This window comes from Poritiphilus flavus (assembly GCF_009901585.1).
Classification (GTDB): domain Bacteria; phylum Bacteroidota; class Bacteroidia; order Flavobacteriales; family Flavobacteriaceae; genus Poritiphilus; species Poritiphilus flavus.
This window is the reverse complement of the sequence record NZ_WXYO01000008.1, coordinates 311,924-337,087: the sequence shown is the minus strand read 5'-3', so window position 1 is coordinate 337,087 and position 25,164 is coordinate 311,924. Positions and strand designations below refer to the sequence as shown.

Sequence of the window (25,164 nt, the reverse complement as noted above, 5' to 3'; positions counted from 1 at the left end):
TCCCGGCTTGTTTGTCCCCGTTTATGGTTTCAGATGGCCAATTTGCTGTCCGAGCTGAACGCTTATAGAACTTAACCGGTCTTTTTCAAATAATAATAAAACCGTAGATCCGCCGTAGGCAAAATGCCCTAATTTATCACCCTTGTATACCGCAATGGGAGCATCACCATCTATATCCTTAAATTTTTCCTCGAAAACTACAGAACCTATGGTCTGCAAACCAATGGGGATCATGGCAATATGCCCGAATTGTTCGGTTTTTATGATATAGTATCCATGCCTGAAATCCTGGAAAACACTGTAATCCTTGTTATAAGCGACATTCCCATCGTTGATCATATCCAAAATATCCGGCATACCGAATAAGCGATCTCCGGCATTTTCCCTGGATTCTACCATGACTCCCGAAATCGGGGCGTGGAAATGGTGGTAATTCGTCGGGAGAAGAAATACAGCCATGGCCGTTCCTCCCACGAAACGCTCACTGTATTTGGAATTATCCAGCAATTCGGTCAGGCTTAAAACCATGCCTCCTTTCGTGGGTAATTTGGTGTCAAGACTTAGATCGTTATTGATCATATTGATCACCCCGTCAGCAGGGGAAACCAATATGGAATTATCATCAATTGCCGTAATAGGCCTGGCTCCGGGTTTCAAGTCCCTGATAAAAAAATCATTGAACGATTTAAATCCCCCTTCCGGCATCACGTATTCCTCATTGTTGAGATTCGGATTGTTAAGCCATGCCGATATCGCCTGAGTGGAAGCAGGGCTGTCCATATAAGCCCCTTTTTCCATGGCGAACTCCAGGGACCAACTCAGGCCAGGCTCCTCTTTTATAAATTTCATCCCATACGGATTCTTGTAGTATAGAAATGAAAATTCAATGATACGATCCAGACCGTTCTCCGTATTCGGCAAAAAGTAGAACCACTCATTGATAAAAGAGTACAGGTCTTCTACGGTACGCCCTTTCCAGGGGTTTGAAGCGCCCCCGGGTAATTCCTGAACGTTCGCGAGCATCAGATCCGTATTTTGTTTAAAAGCCGGATGGGTTTCATATAACGCCTTTAGTTTTACCACAGGTTTACAATCTTCCTGTGCGCTTAAACTCAGTAAGCCCAGAATTAAAGAGCATAGTAAGAGTAAAAAAGTTATTCCAAGTTTCCGTTTCATCGTTTCTCGATTTATATTAATTAGTGATAGACTTAGCTATCCCATTAAGTTGTTTTTAAAGTATTTGTATTAGTCCGTGACGTAAGTGCTGCTTTCCGGGGGTAGTTCTATTCCCAGGTAACGCTCCTTGATAATATTAAAATGCCGCAATTCATGCCCGGCGATATGATAGGCCAATGCCCGGACCGTCCTACGGTTGACGAAACTTCCATCGAAATCTATCCCCTCTCCACCTCTGAGGAAAGCCTCTTCCGGCAGGTATTCAAAAAGAGAGATTGTAGCTCTGCGTACCCATTCATATTCCTCGAATATGCTTTCCAGGCTTCTTTCGTTCGCTCCGGAATATTGGGTATAGTGGTTTTCGTCAAAACCGTGCAAGGGTGTTTCATCGTTCCTGGCATATCGCAAAGCCCGATACGCAAAGATACGTTCGTCGTCAATCAGGTGGACCAGGATCTCCTTAATAGTCCATTTACCAGGCGCATACCTGTGGTAAAGGGTTTCTTCATCCAGACCGGATACGAATTCCCTGATCTCCTTAAAATTGTCCCAGAGTTGCTGTAGAATATTCCCATCACCCTTCAGCAAATCCATATAAATGCTTGAATAGGCAGGGTATTCAGATGTCTTCGGTTTTTTTATCATTCTCATGTGCTTCTATTTAAAGTTCTTTGCCCAAATTTTTGCCCAGCTCCCCAAAGGTTCGATCAGTTCAAAGAGTTCTTCGCCACTTTTGGTGAGTGCATATCCTTCGAGAGTCCGTTCAATCAGGTGGCAATCCTTAAGTTCCTTTAATCTTTTATTCAGGGTTGTGGGCGAAATAGATTCGCAATACTCCTGTAATCTCCTGAAAGTGCTGGGACCAGTGTAAAGGTGCCAAATGATTCCCATGGCCCAGCTCCTACCCAATAGGTCTAAAAGTGCCATGATTGGTTGTCCTGTTTTGGAACCTCGGACGGGTTTTCCCGGGATTGGTAAAGCCATACCACTACATATTTTGTAGCAATACTACATAATATGTAGCACCTTACCAAAAATTTTCAAAAAGACTTTCAGAAGAAAAGCACTGTGTTCTAACTCCCTGTTTCTAAATGGAATTACTTGATCTGTTCATCTGTAATCCTTGCGCTAAGCGTGGCCATTTCAAAAGTCGCCCTCCAAAAATTATAGGAATTTCCCCAAGAATCATCAGGATCGCCCTGACGTGTAAAGCTCTCCATGTCTGCCGTGAGCTGTTCCCTTTTAGACTGACTGAGCGCTTCGGTAGACAATACAACCACAATGCCTGTAAACGCTTTTTGAGCATCCTGAGCAGAAGGTAGTCTTTCCCCGTGTTGCGCAATCAGTTGGGCCGCGGTGATCTCTGTGATGGCGTCTGCCGTAAATTCACCAAAAACTGCCGTACTTTGAGGGTTTTCCGCCACCATTACAGTTTCAAGATCATCAGCTTCAATGAGACCCATGGTGTATAATTCCAGGTTCCCGTAAGGAACGGAATTACCACCGTTGGCAAAGGTCCCAAATCCGGTTTGCCCATTCAGCAGCCCCCTGTAGGTGTTTCCACCAAGGTCTTCCAGGGCATCAAAACCACCTAATTGACCTCCGGCACTAGAGTATCCCCAATGGCCACCAACAGTGGTAGCTATAAACCCGTGATTTGCCCAATAATGAGCTATTTCGTGCAAAAAAGGGCCATTGCGTACGTACTCTGTGCGTGGCATATGAATAAGAGATTTCAGTTTTCCAGCTGATCCATAGGCCGCGGTATTGTCCCACAAAGAACTCCCCAATCCGGAGACGCCGCTTTGAGCTGAAGAAGATCTGCCATAATAGAGGCCGGAGGGTTGCTCCTCCTCGACAGACAGTATGAAAATAAAATCAAAATCATCTTCAAAATACTGGTATACCTTGTTTGAAACCATTTGCAGATCACCATTACCTTCCAGAAATGCCTGATATTCGGCTGCAGACACTATCATACTGCTAAACATTCTGTCTTCATCCACTGTAAACCCATCTTCAAGCTCAATTGAACCCTGAGGGCCGGGGTCGTCTTGTTCAGCATCTGTATCTTCATTTGCATCATTATCATCTTCGGTATTATTCTCTGTGATCTCCGTGCCGTTTTCAGAATCCGTACTACAGGAATTAAAAACGACTACGGACAGAAAAAGGAAGGTTAGCATTAAAAGCCTTCTGATTCCGAGAATCTGGAAAGTTTTGATGTAAGACATATGCAAGCTTTTTGGGGATTCAATTAGTTATAACGGTTTTTTGTACTTGATATTTCACCGTTTATCGAATCGTTGGGCTTGCTATGCCCTTTACTATCCAGTAGGAATGAAACCCGCAACCAAAGCTACGGGTTTCGGGAAGGGAAAACCTCTCGGCAACTACAGCATGGACTCTGAGTTATTCCAAGTGATAACCTGTACCGGTCTTCCCTGGATATATGTAACCTCTCTCAAAGCTCTACCTTCTTCCTGCCAAAAGAACCATTTTCCGGTTCGTCTCCCTTCTTCGTACTCCCCCAAAGCGATTTTCTTTCCTTCTTTGTTATACATCACCCATTCTCCGTGAAGTTTTCCATCCAGGAAATGTCCGGTATGGGATACCAGGCCATTATCGTGAAAATAAGTGCCTTTAATGTACCTTCCTTTACCCTCGAATATGGGCTCTGTGTCTTGGGCAAATATCCCTATGTTTAAGAGGACTGCTGCCACTAATACTATTGCTTTCATATCTTATTTGTTTACTTAATTAATTTTACTCTTTTACTTAAATCTTCTCTGACCTGCCCAGCGAACCCTTTTGGTTTTAGCGTACTGGGAAAACATTTCCTGCCTTTTGGCTTCAGTTGGAATTGTCATACCTACTCTTTTCATGATTTTCAACTTTTTTGTTAAACATTGATTCTATTCGCTTTTGATCGATTTACAGAACTACCAGTCTTACAAGCGGTCCTGTGTTGTGATTCCGGGGGCAAAGGAATGACCAAAGCAAGAGCAGTACTATCAGGATTGTATCAAATACTGTAAAATATGTATGGATGGAAAGCGGGAAAAACCCAAATGAAAACCTGGTCGCGTAAACTATAACTGAGGTCGCATTAGCTGGATTTATTGACTTCCCGCGGGGAATAACCAAAAGCTTCTGTAAAACATTTGGTAAAATAGGAAGGGCTGGAGAAGCCAACCTCATAAGCGATATCCGATACTCTGCCCACTCCTTTTTCCAGAAGTTGTTTGGCGCGCTCCAGTCGGTATTTTCTGATGAAGAGGCTTGGAGCCTGGTTCGTAATAGAGAGCATTTTGCGATGTAGTTGAGACCTGCTCAGGCTCATTGCAGACGCCAGATCTTCTACTCCAAAAGTCTCATCTCCCATCTTTTCTTCTATAAGGTTTACGAGTTTTTGGAGAAAAGCCTCTTCCATAGAGGTAACCGCGATTTCCTTAGGGGTTATCAAGGCCGTCTCAGCAAAACGCTTTTGGAGTTTCCTGCGAATCAGGATCAGGTTTTTTACCCGGGCCGCCAGCTCAGCTTTATTGAAAGGTTTGGCCAGATAATCGTCGGCTTCAATATTCAAACCCTTTATCTTGTCCTCCTCCGAGGCCTTGGCAGTTAGTAGAATTACGGGTATATGAGCAGTAATTTCGTTCTTCTTGATCTCTTTGCACATTTCGGTGCCATTCATTCTGGGCATCATAACATCCGAAATAATAAGGTCCGGGACCTGTTCCCTGGCTAATTCAAAACCTTCCAGCCCGTTTTCAGCTTCAAGAATGCGGTAATCAGCCTGCATCAGGCTTTTGATATAAAACCGCATCTCTTTGTTGTCCTCAACGATCAGCACAACTTCTTCGTGTTCGGAGGCTATGGTTTCGGAATCCTCGATCAACCCTCCAACGACCGACTGCTTTTCCGGCACTTTTACAGCTTTAAAAGCCGCAAGCTGATGTTCTTCATAATGTGCTTTTCCCAGCGGCAGTTTTACGGTAAAAAGCGTTCCTTTGCCCGCTTTGCTTTCCACCTCAATAGTACCTCCATGAAGCTCTACCAATTCTTTGGCAAGCGACAGACCTATGCCTGTTCCCTCATATTCCCTGGATTCACTGTGATCTGCCTGATAAAAGCGATCAAAGATATAGGGTAACTGATCCGGATGGATCCCTATGCCGGTGTCCTGGACGAATAGTACCGCCTGTTCTTCGCCGCGTGTCAAACGTACTTCTACTTTGCCTCCGGCCCCGGTAAATTTAAGGGCATTTGACAGTAAATTGACCAGGACTTTTTCAAGCTTATCCGTGTCGTAAAAGACAAATAAGTCATCAGTATCCGATTGATAACTCAACCGGATATTCCGTGAAACCGCAAGGGAATCAAAGGATTTAGTTAGGGTGCAGACCAAATCCGCGAGGTTTTGCTGACTTACCTGCAGATCTAACTTTCCGGCCTCTAATTTGGAAAGGTCCAGCAATTGGTTAATGAGTCTTAGTAAACGCTTTGCATTGTTATTGATAAAGGTTAGCCGATTCCGTTGCTCCGGCTTTGTTGAAGCATCCTCAAGCAGGTCGTTTGAAGGCCCTAAGATCAGAGTCAGGGGTGTTCTTAATTCATGAGAGATATTAGCAAAGAATTTATTTTTTACGTCGTAAAGGTTTTGTATCTCTTCTGCCTGTCGCCTGGTTTCTTTGACCGCTTCAGCAATTTTGCCTTTCAGCATAATGTTTCTTTGTCTTAGCTGTCTGCTTCTCCAATGCGAAAAGGCATAAATAAGGAGGACAAGGCAAACCAGGTAAATTGAGATGGAGTATGCATTCCAGTACCATGGCTGCCTAACCTTAATACTGAGAGCGGCGACGGGGCTTTCAACAAAGTAATCATTAAGCGCTTTTACCTTAAATGTATATTCTCCGGGAGGAAGGCCGGTATATTCCTTAGTATGCTCCGGAGAAGGCGGAGACCATGCCTTATCAAAACCTTCAAGTCGGTATTGATACAATTTGAATTCCGCGTCTTTATAATTAGGGGCGGCATACTCAAATTTCAGTCGGGCATTGTTAAAGGGTAATGCGTTTAAAACCGTGCTGGCATTTATTTCATTATAGATAGTATCGGAAGTCACCACCTCTGTGATCATTACATTCAGGTTCCGTACGATCGTATTTGCCTTGTTAAGGTCATAAGCAACTATGCCTTTTGAACCACCGAGGTAGGCCATTTTTCCGGAGGCGTGAAAAGTCAGTGTGCTAAAGGGGTCTTTATAGTTTTGTACAGCCTTACTCAAGGCGTAGGAACGGTGGGAATAGCCATCCTTCCCAGCTTGCACTTCTATTAAATGGGTCTCCAGGCTATCTTGTTGCCTAAACCAGGCCCTGCCATTGATTTCACTTTCCTCAGGGAACATCCCCTTTTCGTTAAAACCAACATAGGGAGTAAAATCAGTCACTTTACTAAAACCATCAGTTTTAGGATCGTAGAGGAATACTGAATCCTTTTGCGACTTGAAAAACAGTTCATCATGGATACTGAATGTCCTGTTGTATCCGCTCGGAACACCGTCTTCCAGGTTATAGTTATCTACGATGGCATTCTCAAGGTCGATAATGCCTTCAGCAGAGATGCTATATTTCAGTCTGTAGAGGCCATTGATATTTGTAGTGATCCAGATAACGCCCGGTCTAAGCTGTACAAGGGTTCGCGCCTGACCGGAAATACTTTCCAATTGTTGGTGCACCTTCCAACCATTGTCCTCCCATCTTAGGTGAAAAAGCCCGGTGTCAAAGAGTACAACCGCAGACCTTGGGTCTTCCCGTAGTGGAAGAACCTTGTGGTTTACTTCACTGTTGTTGACGGCAGAGTCGTCTATAATATTGAGAGATCCCGATTTGTCAATCGCATAAAGTTCATCAAAACTGTTGGCCACAATGAGTTGCCCCTGTAGCGTATCCAGGTCTCTTATAATGGACTTGATGTTCCCAAAGGGTTTGAATTTGCGTCCGTCCTCCACCATCAATCCAGCTGTAGTACCCACATATAGTTTTCCCGCGAACTTTTGAATATCCAATATGGTACCGAGAAGTCCGGAGTCCTGGGTATAGAAAGAAAGGGGAGATCCCAGGTCGAGGCGCGCGATACCGGAATCCAGGGCAAACCACAGTGATCCTTCGGAATCTTCATAAATATTCCGTATCACATCGTTTCCCAGACCGATATCTGAGGTCAAATAATACCGCAAGTCGCCTTCTTCGCTTAAGATCACACATCCCTTTTTAATGGTTGCAATAGCGAAATCCCCGGACCTCAACTTCAAACCAGTGTTAATACCTGCATCATTGAGAATGGAGCCGGCCTGATTTTCGAAAGGATTTACCTCATTACCGCTAAAGTGCATCAGACCATTATTTTTTTCAAAGATCCAACCCTCGTTCAATGGTAACATAAACTCTGTAGCGGCGGATTGGAACAGCTCTGTATGCGGGACCCTGACCATTTCGTCATTGGAATTAATAAGGAGCAGACCTTCGTCCGGGATATTCAGATACAATTCATTATCTACCACCAGGAGTTTCCAGATACGGGAATCGGGATTCCAAATTTTTGAAGTACCATCCGGAGAGATCCGGATGACAAAATTGTCTGTTTGAAAGAAAACATTATCCTTATGCACCAAAGTGGTCCATACTCTCCCAAATGCGCCAAGTGAATCAGGAAGATGTTCTATATAGGACTTATACTTATAGGTTTTACCCTTCCTGCTAAACACGCCGAACTCATCGCCTCCACCCACATAGATCTTATCATTGTCGGTGGCCAGGGATCGGATATGACCGTCATTCGGCATTCGTTCCAAACCCCATTCCTCCCCATCAAAATGCAAGAGGCCCCTGCCATTGGCAAAATACATGACACCTCTGTTATCCTGAGCAACGGCCCAATTCTGACGATGACCATTGAATTCTTCAGGTCCGTAATTCCTCAGATACGGAATTCCGGATTCCTGGGCAAAACCACAAAGAAAAAATAATGATACCAGTATCAGTATATAGGGCTTCATAAGATACAAGTCTAAGTTGCTGATTCCTTGCCCCGGGGGAAGTGGGCGCGTGTTACACCGGATCTTCGAACAGATCTAGCTGATAAAATTACTGAAAAGAAGAATTGATTGTATCCTTTTTATGTAAGGAAAACATAATGAATCGTATAAAACGAGCGGCCATATTGTTAAAATCTGGGTGTCTTTAGGGTTGTTGCGGAATTCTACCGATCACTAAAACAAAAGCCCTAAAACCGGCTTAAGGGCAACCTTAAACGAAGTCCGGTCTGCAGGTCCGGAGCATTGTTTACCACCATATCTTCCTGAAGGTAAATGGAAAATTCGATCTTTTTGGTAAAAGAGTATATCAGGGACCAGTAACTCGGGAATTTGTACAAGTGCCTGGAAGCTTCATGCCATCGCTTAACCCGTTCCACGCTATAGGGCACGTAGTATGCCTCTTCCTTTTTCTTGTTATAAGGTGTTTGTATCCTGTAGTTCAAGCCAATGGAATGTGTGCCCCCTCTTCTGGTCTGTCGGTTGAATTCCAAATGACCTTCAAAACTGCCAAACAAACGGCTGGTGCCCAGGTCTGTCTGATCCTCGGAAAAAGACAAGACACTCCGCCGTAGCAGGTTGAGCCCGAAACCGGTAAGGAACTGATGACGTTGCTTCAAGGAAAACGCTTTTACCGTAGCAACGGAAATGCCGAGGTCCAGGGAACGATTATAAGGGCTAAGATTGGTTCCAAGATGTAAACCCATATTGGCATAAAGCTGCTTTGAGGGAAGAAAATCAGGATAGTAATACAAGGCGGTTTCGATTCCCGAAAAGACAAATTCCCCATTGTTTATTTCCAGGCTATTCCCATTGCGATCCGTATAGGCTATCCCGGCCTCATCCAATCCCTGTACTTTTCTACCGAAAGGGTCTTCCCCTCCTATACCAGAACTGTGGATAAATTCAATAAAGCGATCTGCAGTAAATACGCTAAACAAAGATGTCCCGTCTGACAACAGAAAAGAACGCGCCGTCAGAGACAATTCGTATTTACTACCCAATGGAATGCCAGCGTTTATCCTGAAATCCTTTAGGATACCATCATAGGCAAAAGTATAGGAATCTGAAGGGCTGCCGTCCGGATCAAATTCAAATATGCGGTCGTAAAATTCAATCTCACTGATCTGTTCTCTAACAGCAGAATTCTCTGGTAAATAAGTAGTCACCGGCTGACCCCAAATGTTGCCGCTGCTAAGGTTAATATCCAGGGTTGGCCTGAGATCCGGCCTGATCTTAAAATTGTGTGGCAAGGTATAAAACAAGACCCCAAAAGGATGGGTGGCCAATGTAACCGGCTTGCTAATGCCGTTTTTTAGTGTTTTGACCTCCTCTGTCCGGCTGTTTTGGGGAAGAAGTTGTTGTGTAAAATGCAGACAACATACCACAGCAAGCAGGTATCGACAAAATTTGTCCATATCACTTGCGAATTGGTTTGGTAAAGCAATGCATAAAACTAATAAATCGCTGTCTTATAAGTAGTTAAGAAAATCCTTCCAGATTTGTAATACTGGATTTTGAAGTTTTTAAGGGAAGGGTGACGCGATATAAAGTCTAAAGGCGGGCAATTGGTTCAAACCAGATCCTGATCAAATCCTCCAATATACTTCCGCAACTCACTTTTGCTGGTTACTTACTACCAATACCCATAAAATAGCATAACTCCTATTTTTGGGAAAAGCGCTATTCCCAAACCTCTGTTTTTAGCCAGTCTATTGCATCCAGCAGGTAGGACAGATATTCGCAGGGAACAAAATGGGTCAGGCCAACCGCTTTTATCAGGGTAATATCACTACCGGCATTCATGGATAACTGTGCCAGGGTTTCGGTATTGGTATACGGGAATATCGTATCATCCTCACCATGGATGACATAAAGAGGGACATCAGTTTTCTTTACCAGGCCTTCCTCTGTATATGAAAGTCCGTAAAAGCTGGCCATGGGTATGCCAGCGGAAAACACTTCAGGAAACAAATCGGCAAAAAACCAACTCCCTGTACCTCCGTCGCTATAGCCTACCGCAACCACTCTCTGCGGATCCACGCTCAGGTGCTCAATAGCAAAATCTACCAGGTTTAGCACCTGTGAGACGTTTTCATTGTGATTCCACAATCTGGCCTGTGAATTAGGGCTTATCACATAGGCCCTGGTGTTCTCCAAAGCCGGCTCAATCAGACATTCTGTCCTTTTATGCGCATTGGCATCCGGGGTCAGCACCCCACCGTGGAGGTTAACGAAAAGAGGAAGTAGTTCACCTTCCTCCACTTCCGGTACAATGACCCTAAAATCCCAGCTCTGATTGTGTAAAACGTTAAGGGTAAAGTCGTTCACCCCGGTGTTGAAGGACAATTCTGAAAAGGCCCTGTTGACATCTTCAATACTCAATTCGGGGATAACGTTCGCCGGATCGTCATCCGTTTCCAAAAAACTCTCACTACACCCAAAAAGAAAGAGTAAAAGAATGGAATATACCAGCAAAGCTCCGTTTTTGAGTCTCATGTTTCGTTAAGTTTAATAATTGGCCAGGCTTCTACTTTGCCTAAAATTGCGAAAATCGTTTTAAAATAGTGATTATAACGATATCCATAGCATTAAATACTGCGAAGAGTTGTTATAAATCAAACAGCTTATTTATTACAGTTTAGAATTTCGGTCACCAATCTTACTATTAGAATGAGAGCTGTTCAAGCATGCGTTTGTACAGCTTGTGGTTCGGACAAACATGAAAACCAAGCTATGTTCATCCGGTTTAAGTATCCCGGCCAAAGGGATTTCATATTTTAGAGGAACTGTCTCCATGCGATTTATGGATCAGATGGAATACAGGCAATCATCTAAAAAAAAGAAACCAATGAAAGTAACAGCAGAACACAATGCACGGATAGCAGGATTGACTTTTAGTTCGGTTTATCCGCATTACGTAAATAAAATAGAAAAAAGGTCAGACAAAAGAAGAACTGCACCAGGTGATACACTGGCTGACCGGCTTTGATTATGATAAGTTACAGGAGTTGATCGATGAGAAAGTAACGTTTGAAACTTTTTTGAGCGTACAAACCTGCATCCTAATGCGCAGCTGATCAAAGGGGTAATCTGCGGTTATAGCATTGAAGAAATTGATAACACACTAACCCGGCAGGTCAGATATCCGGATAAATTGGTTGATGAATTGGCGAAATACCGTAAAATGGAGAGGATCTTGCGCAAAGAAGGCCAATAATTTTGGTTATCAATAGGTTAGTGATTCTCCAGCTATAGAAACATTCCCTGCGCTGAAATTTTAACACAACCATGGCGTCTTTTTGACATCTAAGAGGAAAGTCAAACAACAAAATCATGTCAAATAAACTGTTTCTTATAGCCTTCTCTCTTTTATTGTCACTTGCACAAACTTCCTGCAACAGCGATGACGACAATGGTAATGAAGATGGCAATGCCAGATGCGAAGGTACTATTTGTACTGCCATATTTATCCGGATCAATGTATCCCTTACGGACCAGGATCAGAACCCTGTCGCACTGGATTCCTTTACGGTTACCAATTTGCAAAATGGTGAAGATATGACCGTATCCCTCACCCCCTCAGAACTGGCTGAAGCACAAGAAACCGGTCTGTATCCACTGACAGAGGACGGTAGTTTTGGGCTCAACGAAGAACGGGAAGTACAATTCAAGGGGTTTATCAATGACCAGGAGGTCTTAAGTAGCGATTATATCGTAAGTACGGATTGCTGTCATGTTGGATTAGACTCCGGAGACCTAGAGCTTACCCTTTAAGAGTTATTCCCTTTTTTATGGCTTTAAAGTGAAGCAAGATCTTGGCGCCTTTTCACCTAATTGCGTAGCTAAGCAGCAAGATTTCATATCGTAGTCTATGTGCTAATTCGCATTTCCAGACAACCCTTTGCTGCTTTTTAGCGTCCATAATTATAGAACCCTAATGGGATATTATGGAGGGATCAGGTTCAAGATCAAGTATAAGCTTAAGTTCAAAGTCGAGGTCATTTAGGTTTTTTGTCATCCTGGGATGTTTGCTGCTCACCCTTATGGCGGTCTTTCACGGAAGCGGATTGAAATTCGTGACCGCCTCGGTAGTCGAGTCTAATTCCGAAGACTTTATCAAAGATATTTTTCCCGTCCTGTTTTTACATACTTCTATGCATCTGTTGGGACTGGCGGTATTTGGATTGTCTACCTTGTGGATGCGAGAGGGTCATAATACCGTTTTGGTAATTATTTCTTCTTTAATTGCCGTCAGCGCTTTTGCCGCTTTTTATTTGGGTGCTCTGATCCCTGGCATACTACTGCTGACTGCCGGCTTTTGCTTTCTAATTGCACGCTACAGGAGCTAGTAAAAACGACTTTTGGAGGTGGTAAATCCCAAGTGGCTGTAAATCCAACTCAAAACATAGAATCCAATTTCTAAACTGGAACCTTTTACTATAACGCCTTCCCAAAGCTTGAAACTTTACATGTTCTTTTAAAAGTATCCTGATTTGAAATGGGTAAGGGTACAACAGCCGAGCCACTTGTAACGGATCCACCATTGTCTTTACCGAAAAAATACCTTCTTCCACTCCGCGGTCTGATTCCTATTATCATCATTTATGCGCCTTCATCCCCATTTATTACGGGACTATTTTTTTGATGTAAGAATTTACTGAATTTAGGTTGCCCATGTATACACTTGAACATCGTGTGCAAGCTAAATGAATATTAACAAAGCTTTTATTGGTCAGATTCAGTCCTGCCTTATTCCAATCCGATAGTTGTGGGGCGAATAGCAGCCGTATTCCTAAAACTTTAGCGTAATGGGCATAAAAAGAAGCGTCGATTTTTTAAGTAATGCCAAAACTAAAAAAGTCTCATATTGGACTCTTACTGGAATTTACATTTTTATTAATGCTCTTTTTATATGTAAATACGGAGAAAGGCTAAATTTCAAAGTATCTATCGTTGTTCTTTTGATCTTAGTTTACGGAAGCTTTATTGGGTGGGTGGCTTTTGTATTTAAGAAGAAAAAGTATGTTCCAACGCTTAAAAGATCTGTGCTGAGCGTTTTATACTGGCTAATAGTCGGGGTATTCACTGTTATATTTTCTGTGGTCGTTTTCAGTGTAGACGGTGAGAGTCTTAGTGTAGATAGGTGGTCGGCCCTGGAATTGACCGTTCAAGGAATCACTGAAAATAAATATCCATATTCCCGAACCGACCATCTAGGTAATATGAGCTCTAATTTTCCCGCTTTGGGGTTCCTGGGTTTACCGTTTTATTTGCTTGGTGATGTAGGGTATTTACAGGTATTGGTTTTTGCGTTATTTGCATTTTTTGTGTTTCAAACATGTAGCAAAAGAGAAACGTCTTTTTGCATACTGTTGCTTTACCTATCTTCCCCAGCATTGATTTGGGAAATCATTGCGAAAAGTGATTTAGTGAGCAATCTTTTTCTTGTTTTTCTTTTTATAGCCCATTGGCGAAAAAGATACCAAGGGGAAATACTCAGGAATCCCCTTGCATTTGGAGCCTCGGTCTCGTTTTTACTATTGACGAGAGCGATCGTTATTATTCCGCTGATGCTCATTTTTTTTAGGGATATATGGCAAAGTAAAATGAGTACTAAAATAAGAATTGGGATATCGGCCGTGTTAATCGGTATCCTAATTTGTCTGCCTACATTTATATCAGCTCAAGATTGGGAAACCCTGATAAAATTTAACCCACTCTCGCTGCAGGCAAACAAGGTTCCTATAATTTCTTATCTGCTACTATTCCCTATTTTTTTTATTCCCTGGATCACAAAAAAATATAATGATCACATATTGTATAGCGCTTTGATCATTTTTGCGATACCCTTAATCGGAATGCTTTATACCATTGTTCAATTCGGGGGTCATTTGACTCTTTTCGAGTCCAAATTTGACATTTCTTATCTTAGTATGTGTATACCACCTATCCTAATTTGGATAAAAAATAGTCTGGATTGAGAGCTTACGGCTTAAAAAGTATCAGGCACAACATCTGTGTTATTAATGGCAGGTCATTTTTAAAACCTCTCAAACCACATAAACTCTGATTACTCCTTACTGCCAAATCTAAGTCAGCTATAAATAGCAGTAATTTGTTAACTTCATAGCTGTAAACTTTTAAGGGTTAATCTTGCTGAATTTGAATTTTTACAATTCCACAATTTTGCGAAGAATTATGAAGTATTGGCCCTGGCAGCGGTAAAATCTCAATAATTATGATATGAAAAAATCTAAGCTCCTAAAAGTATTAGGCCTCACCATTGTTCTATCGCTAAGCCAGGGTATTGCAGCGCAGGATGCAGGGATCAAGGATCTTGATTTTTTGATCGGGACCTGGGAAACTCGCGAGGATAATGTAGAAGAGGGTTGGTGGGAAACGTCCACCAGGGAAATAAACTATGCCTTGAAAGAGAATTATATTGAAATAAGGGCAAATTCCATAGACTCCAATGGCCGGGAACGAGAATATTTTTGGTATATCAACTATAATAAGAAAACCAAACGCTTCGAAATGGTATCGATGTTTAGCAATTGGTATCAATCGCAGTTCGATATTTTAGAGTGGAACCGTAAAGAAAGAAAATTGACCATTCGTAATGAGCCGGACAGTGAAAAAGAATTTCGCATTAGGTTTGGCGAAATGGTATTCAACGAAAGCTTTGATGAATATACCTGGAAAGGTGAGAACAAATACGGAGACCCAAACAAGCCGAGTATCTGGAGGTACGTTGAAACGGGAGTTCGGATAAAGTAATACATACAAATACCAAAGATAGCGCCGCCTTGTCAACAAGCTTTTGTTGGCAAGCAGGCTAAACGACTTTCTAAAAGATGAAGATCTTATCCCGGGGAGAATATTATGGAAATCAGGATGCGGAGAACTCCTTTAACGGGGTGCTGCTGTCTGAATATACCTATCTGACAGACAGCACAGATTGGCATTACCATGAAAACCCCTATTTTATGTATGTCCTAAACGGTAATATGAAGGATTGCAATACCAGGACTAAAACACTCTGTCCTGCCGGGAGTCTGATGTTTAACAATTGGCAGGAGCCGCACTATGGTTCTAAGCACTCTAAAAAGGCCAGCGGATTTCATCTGGAATTTGAAAAAAAATGGCTTGAAGAACACAGCATTCCCTTACAATTATGGGAAGGCAGCCAGCGCATTCAAAACCCGAAATTGCACCTCCTTTTTGCCCATCTCTATAGTGAATTTCTGCTCTCGGATGAGTTTAGTGAAGTATCTGTGGAACTTCTATTGCTTCAAATCTGTGAAGCCCTGAGCGACTTAAAACGAGCTAGTTCGCTTGAAAACCCCGTCTGGATTAACGCTTTAAAAGAATTACTGCACTATGATACCTCCAAATTGAGCCTGAATTATTTATCTAAAGAGCTGCAGGTACATCCGGTACACATATCCAGGGTAGCCCCCAGGTATCTTTCCATGAGCCTTGGGGCCTACATCAGGATTGAGAAACTCAAGAAGGCGCTTCCTCTTTTATTGGACTCAACGCTGACTTTAACTGAAATCAGCTACCAGGTCGGGTTTTCAGATCAAAGTCATTTTAACCGGGTGTTCAAATCCCATTTCAATATGAACCCCGGCCAATACCGGAAAATAGTCCGAAAAAACCGCTGATGTTAATTTCGTCCAATTTCCAGTATTCCTGACACGCTACCTTTACTGCCTAAATCCTTATTACCATGCGCAGATACCTCAATATCTTAGTATTTCTTTCTTTGACTGCAATAATCAGCTGCGCACAGGACTACGAACAAGACTATCAGGGCGAATGGGTAGGTTTCTTACCAGATAAGTACAGCTTTAATTTTACGGTTAACCTGGAACGATCGGAGGGCAATAAGTATCATCTCAAAATCTCAAATGGCAAAACATTGATAGAGGAAGACATAGTGTCCTCCGGTGAGGATCATTTGCAATTCAATATAGATCAACAATTGTTTTTCAATCTTGAGTATAATCAGAGCATGCAGGCCCTAACCGGGTTTATCCGGAGCGGGAGATTGCTCTATCATGTGAGCCTGGCCAATAATGGCGATAACCAATTCGCCGGAGACTGGAACCCATTTATGTTTAACAATGGCTTACAGTCAAGGGATATTATGCTCTATGTAGAAGCCACAGAAACTGTTGGTCTGGCCGCCTATCCTTTTTTTGGAGACCAAAGGTTCAGGGGAACCTGGACAAGTGGTTTTAGGATGATGGAAGACACCCTATTCTTTAGAGACAGCAATACCGGCTTTAACTTTAGGGCCAACTTGTTAAAGAATTCGATTGAACTTGAAATTCTATTAACCGATGCGCTGGTTTCGAAAACTAGCTTAACACATACCGATGACGGTTGGGAATACCAATCCAATCCGGAGGAACAACCTCAGATAACGGATACACCCGTCCAGTTAGACGATGGATGGACCTCCGCTAATATTGCCGAACATGGTATCGATGAAAGTGAACTTCTCAGGCTGCTCGACAGTATTCGCTCCAAAACTTTGGTCAATACACATAGCGTACTGATCGCAAAGGATAACAAACTGGTATTTGAAAATTATTTTGAGGGATTTAATGCCCATATTCCACATGATTTACGCTCTGCCTCCAAGAGTATCTCCTCTGCTATGATCGGTATCGCCATGGAAGATAAATATCTACAAAGTGTGGATGAGCGCTTGTACGATTTTATTCCAAGAGAGTACCAATACACCAAGGATTCTGTTAAATCCAGGATAAGGCTCAGGGATCTACTGACTATGAGCTCCGGATTAGACGTTAATAATCTGGCACAGGAAGACTACTACCAAAATCCTGCTAACCCCAAAAGCTGGCTTCAAACCGTTCTGGAGGCTCCAATGGTAAAGGAACCCGGAACTTACGCGGATTATGGATCTGCTAACCCTTTCTTGTTAGGGATCTGTTTAAAAGAACGCCTGAATAAGCCCATGGAAATGTACATGGACGAAAAGCTATTCGCGCCTTTAGGGATAAGCAATTATATCAATCAGACGGACGACTCTGAGATCCACCCTTATTTTGGTGGGGGCATGCTCCTGACTCCTCGGGATCTGTTAAAATTCGGGCAACTTTACCTGGACAAGGGCAAGTGGCATGGAAAGCAGGTTATCTCCGAAGATTGGGTTACGGAATCCTTTGACAAGCACGTTCAGTTACAGGATGTAAGGGACAAGAATCTGTACGGTTATCTATGGTGGCACGATACTTATTTGATCCGTGGAAAAGCCATAGAAACTATAGAGGCCAGGGGAGCCGGCGGACAATTTATTTTTGTAATTCCGTCCCTGGATTCTGTGGTGGTCATCACTTCGGGAAATTTTAGAAATGGCAAGGGTAATCAAGCCAGAGATATTCTGAAGGACTATCTGTTGCCAGCTATGGTAGATTAAGCCGGTTTGTTGTATCCGGATGTTAGGAAGGGTGGAAGACAATTTGAAGATTTGAAGAAATGTAAAGTTGTAAAACTGTAAAATCGAGGAATTGTGAAATTGAGGAATTGACTGCCCACTGCTAACTGCCAACTGCCCACTGCCCACTGATCTCATCCTCCATAGTCTTGGCGAAGGAGGACTGTTCACTGCATACCGAAAATTGGCTCGCCAATTTTCATGGGGTTATCAACCCCACCCCAAACTCAAGTTAATCTTTTGCACTGCATTTTTAAAGCAGAAAACGCAAAGATCAAGCTTAAGTTCAAGTTGAATTAAAGGGTTTTGAGTTGAAAGTGTTGAACTTTAAATGAGAAAAACAGTCAAAAAATGTAAAATTGTAAAATTGAGGAATTGAGGAATTGACTGCCCACTGCTAACTGCAAACTACCCACTCACTGATCTCATCCTCCATAGCCTTGGTGAAGGAGGACTGCTAACGGCATACTGAAAATTGGCTCGCCAATTTTCAAGGGGTTATCAACCCCACCCCAAACTCAAGTTAAACCTTGGCGCTGCATTTTAAAAGCAGAAAAAGCAATGATTTAATTTGAAAATGTGAAAATGTAGCAATTTGAAGGTTGGGAGAAAGGTAAAGTTGTAAAACTGTAAAATCGAGGAATTGAGGAATTGAGGAATTGAAAGTTAGTAAACCTGATCCATTAGTGCCTTAAGGATAGTGTATCTAACATCGTATATCGTACTTTGTACATGTGCTTTACGCATTACGCTATACGCTAAGCGCAGGCCATCAACGAACAACTAACAACCATCAACTATTAGGAAAAGGACTGCCAACTGCCCACTGTTCACTGATTACTGTTCACTCCCGATAGCTATACTTTATAAACCATGTTGGCTGTTGGCATTAGTTATTATCTTTTTCAATATTTTCAATTAAACGCCTAAATGCTTGCATATAGACTACATATTCTTTGTCAGTCGCTGATTTCAAACCTTTTTTAGCATACTTAACCGCATTCTCCTTATTACCTAATCTTCTTTCAATTAAACTTAATCCGTAATAACTTCTGCACATCACAATTCGTTGACCTAATTCCTCGGATAAATACCTGGCCTTATCAAAATAACGCTTTGCTTCGGGTGTTTCATCTATATCAAAATGATATTGTCCTAAATTACATAGTGAATGCGCTTCCGTATAATTACTATTAATTTGTTTTCCATGATTGTATGCGCGGGTATAATGGAATAATGCTGAATCCAATTTGCCGCTTCTCATCAGCTCTGCTGCTTTATGAGTATCGTTCCTGATCATTCCAACAGTATCCGAAATCGAAAATGAAATCTTTAGTCCTTTTTCAAAATATTTAAGACTTTCCTCATTTTGTCCTTGAATTTGTAGAATTGAACCAAGTCTATATAGAACTTTCGATTCAAGTTCCAAAAGCTTTCCCTGCTTTGCCTGAATTAAAGAAGAATCCAAATAGGCCTTTGAGATATTTAAAGCATCCTCTTGTTCAAAATAAGCCCATTTGAGATAGTTTATATCTCCCAAACCATAATATGCTTCACCTAAATGTTCTGAATCCGCATTTTCTTTAGAGTTCTCTATAGCCTTTTTGAAATTGGTTTCAGATAAATCATAGTCTTCCAAGAAAAAATAATTTTGCCCTAAAACCAGATAATAATATGAGTTTTGCTTGTCAGAGGTTGTTCTTTGTAGTTCAATGTTGGCAATATCGATCGCATCTTTCCAATTACCCTGAATAAAAAGTCTTTCGATAATAGGTTTAAAACTTGATTTATTTTTGATGTCAGCTGAAGACCTGGTATTACACGCAATGCAAAGCACAAAAAATAGCAATAGATAGATTAGATTAAACTTTTGTGAATAGACTCGCATAATATTTCTGATTAACCTGTCTAATTTCTTAGTCCAGTCTGCTGCTACACCAAAAATAACTTTTTTGGGCTGTTCAACGAAAACCATATCGCCTGAATATCTGCGATTTACAGACTTTTTGAATTCAAAATTACATTTCTCAGTTATCGTGGGAAGATTACTCGTATCACTCGTTATCCTTGCCGCTCATAGCTACAAATAGGAAACCGCAATTGTCAACCTTAAATGTGGGATAATATTATTTACCGCTTTACATTTGAGTTTCTTAGACTTTTCTTGTTTTATTCTTGAAAAATCAAGAGTCTGCGATTACCAGCTAAAATTTAGATTTTCCTTTTTTGATTCGCTTTCTAATATTATTAGCGCTTTACGACTATCTGCTTCTGATAGCGATTTCCCTGAACATCGTATGAGTTGATGAAATAGGTGCCGGGCGGTAATTCACCTGTGTTGAGCAAATAGGTGCTATTTGCAGACATTCCCATGTCTGTATAGTGACGTACTAATCGACCCATTACATCAAAAACCTGAATCTTCAACAGTTGAACCGGCTTTTCGAAATTTAAGGAGGTCGTAGCCATTACAGGGTTTGGGGCGATGCGCATGGTATTATCGCTAATCGGTTTACTAGATGCCAACTTTGCAGGAGCTCCATTGTTGCTGCCAAGAATCTCTATGGCGTTGATTATCGGATGGCGTACGCCCCCATCGGTAGTTAATGACGAGAAGTCTATATCCAAAACCCCTCCTGAAACCGTTACATTGTGCGTTCTGACCAACATGGCCTCTGAACCGACCAGGGAATAGACATCCAGATTGTCTTCTTTTAACTCGCCCTCGATGCTGACATCAAAAACCCGTCTACCTATACCGGGCAATCCACCACCCGTAGCACCGAACCAAAGCTCGGCAAAATGAAGGTTAACGGTATATTCTCCATCAGGTACTGGAATATTGTAGCTCATTTGTTGTGAGGGGCTGAACCGGAAGGATTGATACGGTTCCGGCAAACCGGTTTGCGGCCTAACCAATGTTCTTCCCGTATCAAAATAGGAGTCGGCCATAAAGGCCTCACTTTTATATTCGACTTCAGATCCCCCTGTATTAATACGCAAGACGAAATCATTGGTGTCTGGGCAATCCTCTCCATCAAGCGATTTAATTTCATAATCAAAAACGACATCAGAACTACTACCAATAAAACCCCAATGAATAGTTACGCGATAGTTTCCGGGAGCTAAATCCGCTGCGAAGGGCCCTCTTAAAAGTGGATCATGGCTCCAAGTAGCATCATTATCTGGTATGCTTCCACCGGTTAATATGATTGCACTTCCATCGGCCGATGTACAACTTGTTGCATCCGTTATTCTTAAAACGGTGAAAATACCATCTTGTGCATTAAAATTAGCGGTAATCGATTGACCCATTGCACCACCTTTATTGGCAGCGGAATAAGGAGTTGCAGTCAACGTATATGCGCCCGGCGGCAATATATAATCACTTCCTTCAAAAAACAATTGAGAGTCTCCCGGAACATCATTTATCGTTTCCTCAAGGTTTATTCGGCCCTTTAGTTCAAAGTGGACACTACCTACACCTTCATTGACATTGGCCACAAACCGACTATTACAAGTAGTACAACCGGAATACATCAATCTGCTTCCTGTTAAATTAATACTACGTGAAGAACCATCATCTAAAATCAACGTCAGATTTGATATAATAGGATCTACCGGGCCGATCGTTTTGCCCAAAATCTCAATGGCATTGATTATGGGGTGACGTTCTCCTCCATCAACATCCAAAGAAGAAAAATCAATACTCATTGCCCCGTCTGTCACGGTTACATTGTGCGTTCTGACCAACATGGCCTCTGACCCGACCAGGGAATAGATATCGAGGTTGTCTTCTTTTAACTCGCCCTCGATGCTGACATCAAAAACCCGTCTACCTATACCGGGCGATCCTCCACCCGTAGCACCGAACCAAAGCTCGGCAAAGTGGAGGTTAACGGTATATTCTCCATCAGGTACTGGAATATTGTAGCTCATTTGTTGTGAGGGGCTGAACCGGAAGGATTGATAAGGTTCCGGCAAACCGGTTTGCGGCCTAACCAATGTTCTTCCCATATCAAAATAGGAGTCGGCCATAAAGGCCTCACTTTTATATTCGACTTCAGATCCCCCTGTATTAATACGCAAGACGAAATCATTGGTGTCTGGGCAATCCTCTCCATCAAGCGATTTAATTTCATAATCAAAAACGACATCAGAACTACTACCAATAAAACCCCAATGAATAGTTACGCGATAGTTTCCGGGAGCTAAATCCGCTGCGAAGGGCCCTCTTAAAAGTGGATCATGGCTCCAAGTAGCATCATTATCTGGTATGCTTCCACCGGTTAATATGATTGCACTTCCATCGGCCGATGTACAACTTGTTGCATCCGTTATTCTTAAAACGGTGAAAATACCATCTTGTGCATTAAAATTAGCGGTAATCGATTGACCCATTGCACCACCTTTATTGGCAGCGGAATAAGGAGTTGCAGTCAACGTATATGCGCCCGGCGGCAATATATAATCACTTCCTTCAAAAAACAATTGAGAGTCTCCCGGAACATCATTTATCGTTTCTTCAAGGTTTATTCGGCCCTTTAGTTCAAAGTGGACACTACCTACACCTTCATTGACATTGGCCACAAACCGACTATTACAAGTAGTACAACCGGAATACATCACTCTGCTTTCGGTTAAATTAATACCATGTGAAAAACCATCATCTAAAATCAACGTCAGACTTGATATAATAGGATCTACCGGGCCGATCGTTTCGCCCAAAATCTCAATGGCATTGATTATGGGGTGACGTTCTCCTCCATCAACATCCAAAGAAGAAAAATCAATACTCATTGCCCCGTCTGTCACGGTTACGGTATGCGATTTTACGAGTATGGCCTCCGCACCTACCTCAGCATAGACATCCAGATTGTCTTCCGCTAATTGTCCTTCGATATTCACATCGAACACTCGTTTACCTACGCCACCGGTACCACCTCCCGTAGCACCGAACCAAAGCTCGGCAAAATGAAGGTTAACGGTATATTCTCCATCAGGTACTGGAATATTGTAGCTCATTTGTTGTGAGGGGCTGAACCGGAAGCTTTGATAAGGTTCCGGCAAACCGGTTTGCGGCCTAACTAATGTTCTGCCGGTATCAAAATAGGAGTCGGCCATAAAGGTATCACCGTTATAGTCGATTTCGGAACCTCCTGTGTTGATTCGTAATTGAAAACCGCCGGGAGGGCAATTGTTCGGATCTATCCCGATCGTATATTCAATAGTACGGGTACAGCCCGGTTCATTGCCAACGGTTACCTCATATGTGCCGGGCTCATGGTATCTAACATAATCTCCATGCTCATCACGTTCCCAATTGGGCGCATCTTCATCGCTAATGGCCAAAGTGGTAATTAGAATTGCATGCCCACCTTCGCCATTACAATCAGCGTCAAAAGCCTCCACAATAGACCTATCAGTGGCTTCCTGACAGTAGCCCGCTATTTCAAAGGTCAATTCGACAGGGGTTCCGGCAACCCCCCCAAGATTGTCTTGGCTATAAGGTACGGCCGAAATGGTAAAATCAGCGTCAAAAAAAGTGGCGCCCATATAGTCTCCAATGGGCAAGTCCTGGAAAAAGGCATAGGGTAATAAACTTTCTGTCCGGATATTGTTAAGTTCCTGTACATTCCCGGAGGAAGTGATTGATAATTCGACGCTCTCCACATCCGTCGACGTATTCGCCCGTATATCCAGATGCAGCGTTGGTAATTTATCGATATCTATTTGCATACCATCTTTCAGGTCAAAAAGATCTTCATCGGTATCGGCATTGATCAAGGTAAAGGTAATATCGGATTGAGGTGGTGTTTCTCCTGAAACGTGCAAAGCCATGGGTGTCGAAACCGTCTGTGCGCCAGAGGGATCTGTCAGCCTTAAACGGATCAGATGATTCCCTCCAGGCAAGTTGACCGTGGTGAGACTGCTCTGATCAGGTGGAGTGTCATATACTCCGTCATTGTTGAAGTCCCACTCAAAGGAAAGTGGGGTGTTGCTATCAGGATCTCGGCTATGGCCAGCGTCTAAACTAAAATTATCTCCAGTTTCCCCAATGGGAGGGATGAAACGCATGTACGGCCAGGGTGCTCGATTGATTCCGGTCGCTGGGGTCACCTCGACAGTATTTTCCACTTTATTCCCTTCTTTGTCATACAGTTTTAAACGGAAATCCGTCATTATGCCTGGATTGAAATAGGGAATCGTTATCTGCCCATTGAAGCTAGTGCCAGAAAGCACATTTTCAACACTATAACCTGGAATGCCGAACAGATGAAGCATTGATAGGCCATCTGAGTCGGAAGCTGTTATATTGAATACCAATTTTCCGTCTTGTGGTGCGTTCGATTGTAGGGTAAAAGATACATTATCTACCCGATTACGTTGCTTGCCTGTATTAAAGTAGTGGTTGGTGTTAAGTGCTTGTGCACTGGCAAAGGCAAGCCGTGTATAGTCATTTGGATACTGCTTTGGATACAGGTGGCCACGGACACCTCGAAAACCGTTACCCATAAGGTTACCATGAAAATTGGCATCATTTCTAAAATCGTGATGCCCTATACCAAATGCATGCATCAATTCATGCCAGAATGCACCCACCGTAACCGATGCGATGGAACTCATGGTAGAGCGATCCCCGGGGTGAAAGCTTATACTCTGTTTTAAAGGATAGGGCCCTATTTCCGGGATGAGCATACCATCGTAAGGCCGGTTATCGGTTAAGGCACCATGTGCAACCGGGGTAAGAAAGGTACTCGTCATCGTTGCTACCCCGGGGTCATCTGCATTGCCAAAACTTGCACCCAGGGCACCGCCTGCAATAATTGAGCTATTAGGCTGCTGCATATGTGTTTCCGACACCAAAATCCATATTTCACCTCTTTGCCATACCCCAAGGCCAGCATTAATTGCTGCGCTTATTTTATTGTTCCAGGCATCTATATCGCTGTTCCCCTCAATCTGCGCATCCGTTTCAGGAATATGGACTACATGGATCAAAGGGGTTTCCCCATCTGCCTTCGTCTCGTAGCGAAAAGTTTTTGGGGGAAGGCCATTATGGGCCATCTGCTTCTTAAAAAAATCACGGCCCGTCCTGATGATCAGTTGAAGGGCCTCTACCCCTTTGGCCTGTGGAGTACGGTTGGAAGGAATAAGATAAGCCACACGCACGGTAGATTCCTCCAGGACCTTAGTTGTTAAGATTCTCTTTTCGGCAGCTAGAAGCCAAGCAGGATCAATAGGAGCGTCACAAGTAAGTGGCGGCAGGGTCTTTTCCTGTAAATTTGAAGCATTATTATGTTGGGCATAAATTTGAAAAGAAAATAGGAATATAAGGATCGCTGAAAAAGTAAAATTTTTCATGATTGTGGGTTTTGGTTATAAAAAATTGCCAGCCGACGATTTTGACCGAAAATACCTA

16 protein-coding genes and 1 pseudogene are annotated in these 25,164 nt (G+C 42.6%); 7 read left to right on the top strand and 10 right to left on the bottom strand.

Annotated features, from left to right (window positions below; all coding sequences use genetic code 11):
* Positions 1 to 21 precede the first annotated feature (21 nt).
* The 8 genes from GTQ38_RS18665 to GTQ38_RS18630 form a co-directional block, all read right to left on the bottom strand.
* The gene (locus tag GTQ38_RS18665; protein ID WP_161437075.1) at positions 22 to 1,176 is read right to left on the bottom strand and encodes a phosphatidylserine decarboxylase; all 1,155 of its coding nucleotides are present in this window, start codon (positions 1,174 to 1,176) and stop codon (positions 22 to 24) included.
* A 69-nt stretch (positions 1,177 to 1,245) separates the two neighbouring features.
* Positions 1,246 to 1,827, bottom strand: a complete 582-nt coding sequence (locus GTQ38_RS18660; protein WP_161437074.1) for a DinB family protein — start codon at positions 1,825 to 1,827, stop codon at positions 1,246 to 1,248.
* Positions 1,828 to 1,833: 6 nt separating this feature from the next.
* Positions 1,834 to 2,160: a winged helix-turn-helix transcriptional regulator gene (locus GTQ38_RS18655; protein WP_161437073.1), complete on the bottom strand. Its 327-nt coding sequence runs from the start codon at positions 2,158 to 2,160 to the stop codon at positions 1,834 to 1,836.
* Positions 2,161 to 2,273: 113 nt separating this feature from the next.
* Positions 2,274 to 3,410 carry a hypothetical protein gene (locus GTQ38_RS18650; protein ID WP_161437072.1) on the bottom strand — a complete coding sequence of 379 codons (1,137 nt, stop codon included), beginning with the start codon at positions 3,408 to 3,410 and terminating at the stop codon, positions 2,274 to 2,276.
* 159 nt (positions 3,411 to 3,569) lie between these two features.
* Positions 3,570 to 3,917 carry a toxin-antitoxin system YwqK family antitoxin gene (locus GTQ38_RS18645; RefSeq protein WP_161437071.1) on the bottom strand — a complete coding sequence of 116 codons (348 nt, stop codon included), beginning with the start codon at positions 3,915 to 3,917 and terminating at the stop codon, positions 3,570 to 3,572.
* Positions 3,918 to 4,285: 368 nt separating this feature from the next.
* Positions 4,286 to 8,233 carry a hybrid sensor histidine kinase/response regulator transcription factor gene (locus tag GTQ38_RS18640; RefSeq protein WP_161437070.1) on the bottom strand — a complete coding sequence of 1,316 codons (3,948 nt, stop codon included), beginning with the start codon at positions 8,231 to 8,233 and terminating at the stop codon, positions 4,286 to 4,288.
* 227 nt (positions 8,234 to 8,460) lie between these two features.
* Positions 8,461 to 9,687 carry a hypothetical protein gene (locus GTQ38_RS18635; protein ID WP_161437069.1) on the bottom strand — a complete coding sequence of 409 codons (1,227 nt, stop codon included), beginning with the start codon at positions 9,685 to 9,687 and terminating at the stop codon, positions 8,461 to 8,463.
* Positions 9,688 to 9,952: 265 nt separating this feature from the next.
* The gene (locus GTQ38_RS18630; protein WP_161437068.1) at positions 9,953 to 10,768 is read right to left on the bottom strand and encodes a dienelactone hydrolase family protein; all 816 of its coding nucleotides are present in this window, start codon (positions 10,766 to 10,768) and stop codon (positions 9,953 to 9,955) included.
* Positions 10,769 to 11,120: 352 nt separating this feature from the next.
* Here GTQ38_RS18630 and GTQ38_RS18625 point away from each other — a divergent pair.
* From GTQ38_RS18625 to GTQ38_RS18595, 7 genes and pseudogenes are all read left to right on the top strand, one after another.
* A pseudogene (locus GTQ38_RS18625) lies at positions 11,121 to 11,489 on the top strand (DUF2200 domain-containing protein).
* 116 nt (positions 11,490 to 11,605) lie between these two features.
* Positions 11,606 to 12,046 (top strand): hypothetical protein, encoded by a 441-nt coding sequence (locus GTQ38_RS18620; RefSeq protein ID WP_161437067.1) that lies wholly within the window; start codon positions 11,606 to 11,608, stop codon positions 12,044 to 12,046.
* Between the two features lie 254 nt (positions 12,047 to 12,300).
* Positions 12,301 to 12,621: a hypothetical protein gene (locus GTQ38_RS18615; RefSeq protein ID WP_161437066.1), complete on the top strand. Its 321-nt coding sequence runs from the start codon at positions 12,301 to 12,303 to the stop codon at positions 12,619 to 12,621.
* Positions 12,622 to 13,080: 459 nt separating this feature from the next.
* Complete coding sequence (locus GTQ38_RS18610) at positions 13,081 to 14,253, top strand: hypothetical protein (RefSeq protein WP_161437065.1); 1,173 nt, start codon at positions 13,081 to 13,083, stop codon at positions 14,251 to 14,253.
* Between the two features lie 262 nt (positions 14,254 to 14,515).
* Positions 14,516 to 15,049 carry a hypothetical protein gene (locus tag GTQ38_RS18605; RefSeq protein ID WP_161437064.1) on the top strand — a complete coding sequence of 178 codons (534 nt, stop codon included), beginning with the start codon at positions 14,516 to 14,518 and terminating at the stop codon, positions 15,047 to 15,049.
* A gap of 77 nt (positions 15,050 to 15,126) precedes the next feature.
* The gene (locus GTQ38_RS18600; protein ID WP_161437063.1) at positions 15,127 to 15,939 is read left to right on the top strand and encodes a helix-turn-helix domain-containing protein; all 813 of its coding nucleotides are present in this window, start codon (positions 15,127 to 15,129) and stop codon (positions 15,937 to 15,939) included.
* Positions 15,940 to 16,004: 65 nt separating this feature from the next.
* On the top strand, positions 16,005 to 17,723 hold the full coding sequence (locus GTQ38_RS18595; protein ID WP_161437062.1) for a serine hydrolase domain-containing protein: 1,719 nt from the start codon (positions 16,005 to 16,007) through the stop codon (positions 17,721 to 17,723).
* A gap of 907 nt (positions 17,724 to 18,630) precedes the next feature.
* Here GTQ38_RS18595 and GTQ38_RS18590 read toward each other — a convergent pair.
* Positions 18,631 to 19,716 (bottom strand): tetratricopeptide repeat protein, encoded by a 1,086-nt coding sequence (locus tag GTQ38_RS18590; protein WP_161437061.1) that lies wholly within the window; start codon positions 19,714 to 19,716, stop codon positions 18,631 to 18,633.
* Positions 19,717 to 19,988: 272 nt separating this feature from the next.
* Positions 19,989 to 25,106, bottom strand: coding sequence for a malectin domain-containing carbohydrate-binding protein (locus GTQ38_RS18585; RefSeq protein ID WP_161437060.1), 5,118 nt, complete (start codon positions 25,104 to 25,106; stop codon positions 19,989 to 19,991).
* Positions 25,107 to 25,164: the final 58 nt, after the last annotated feature.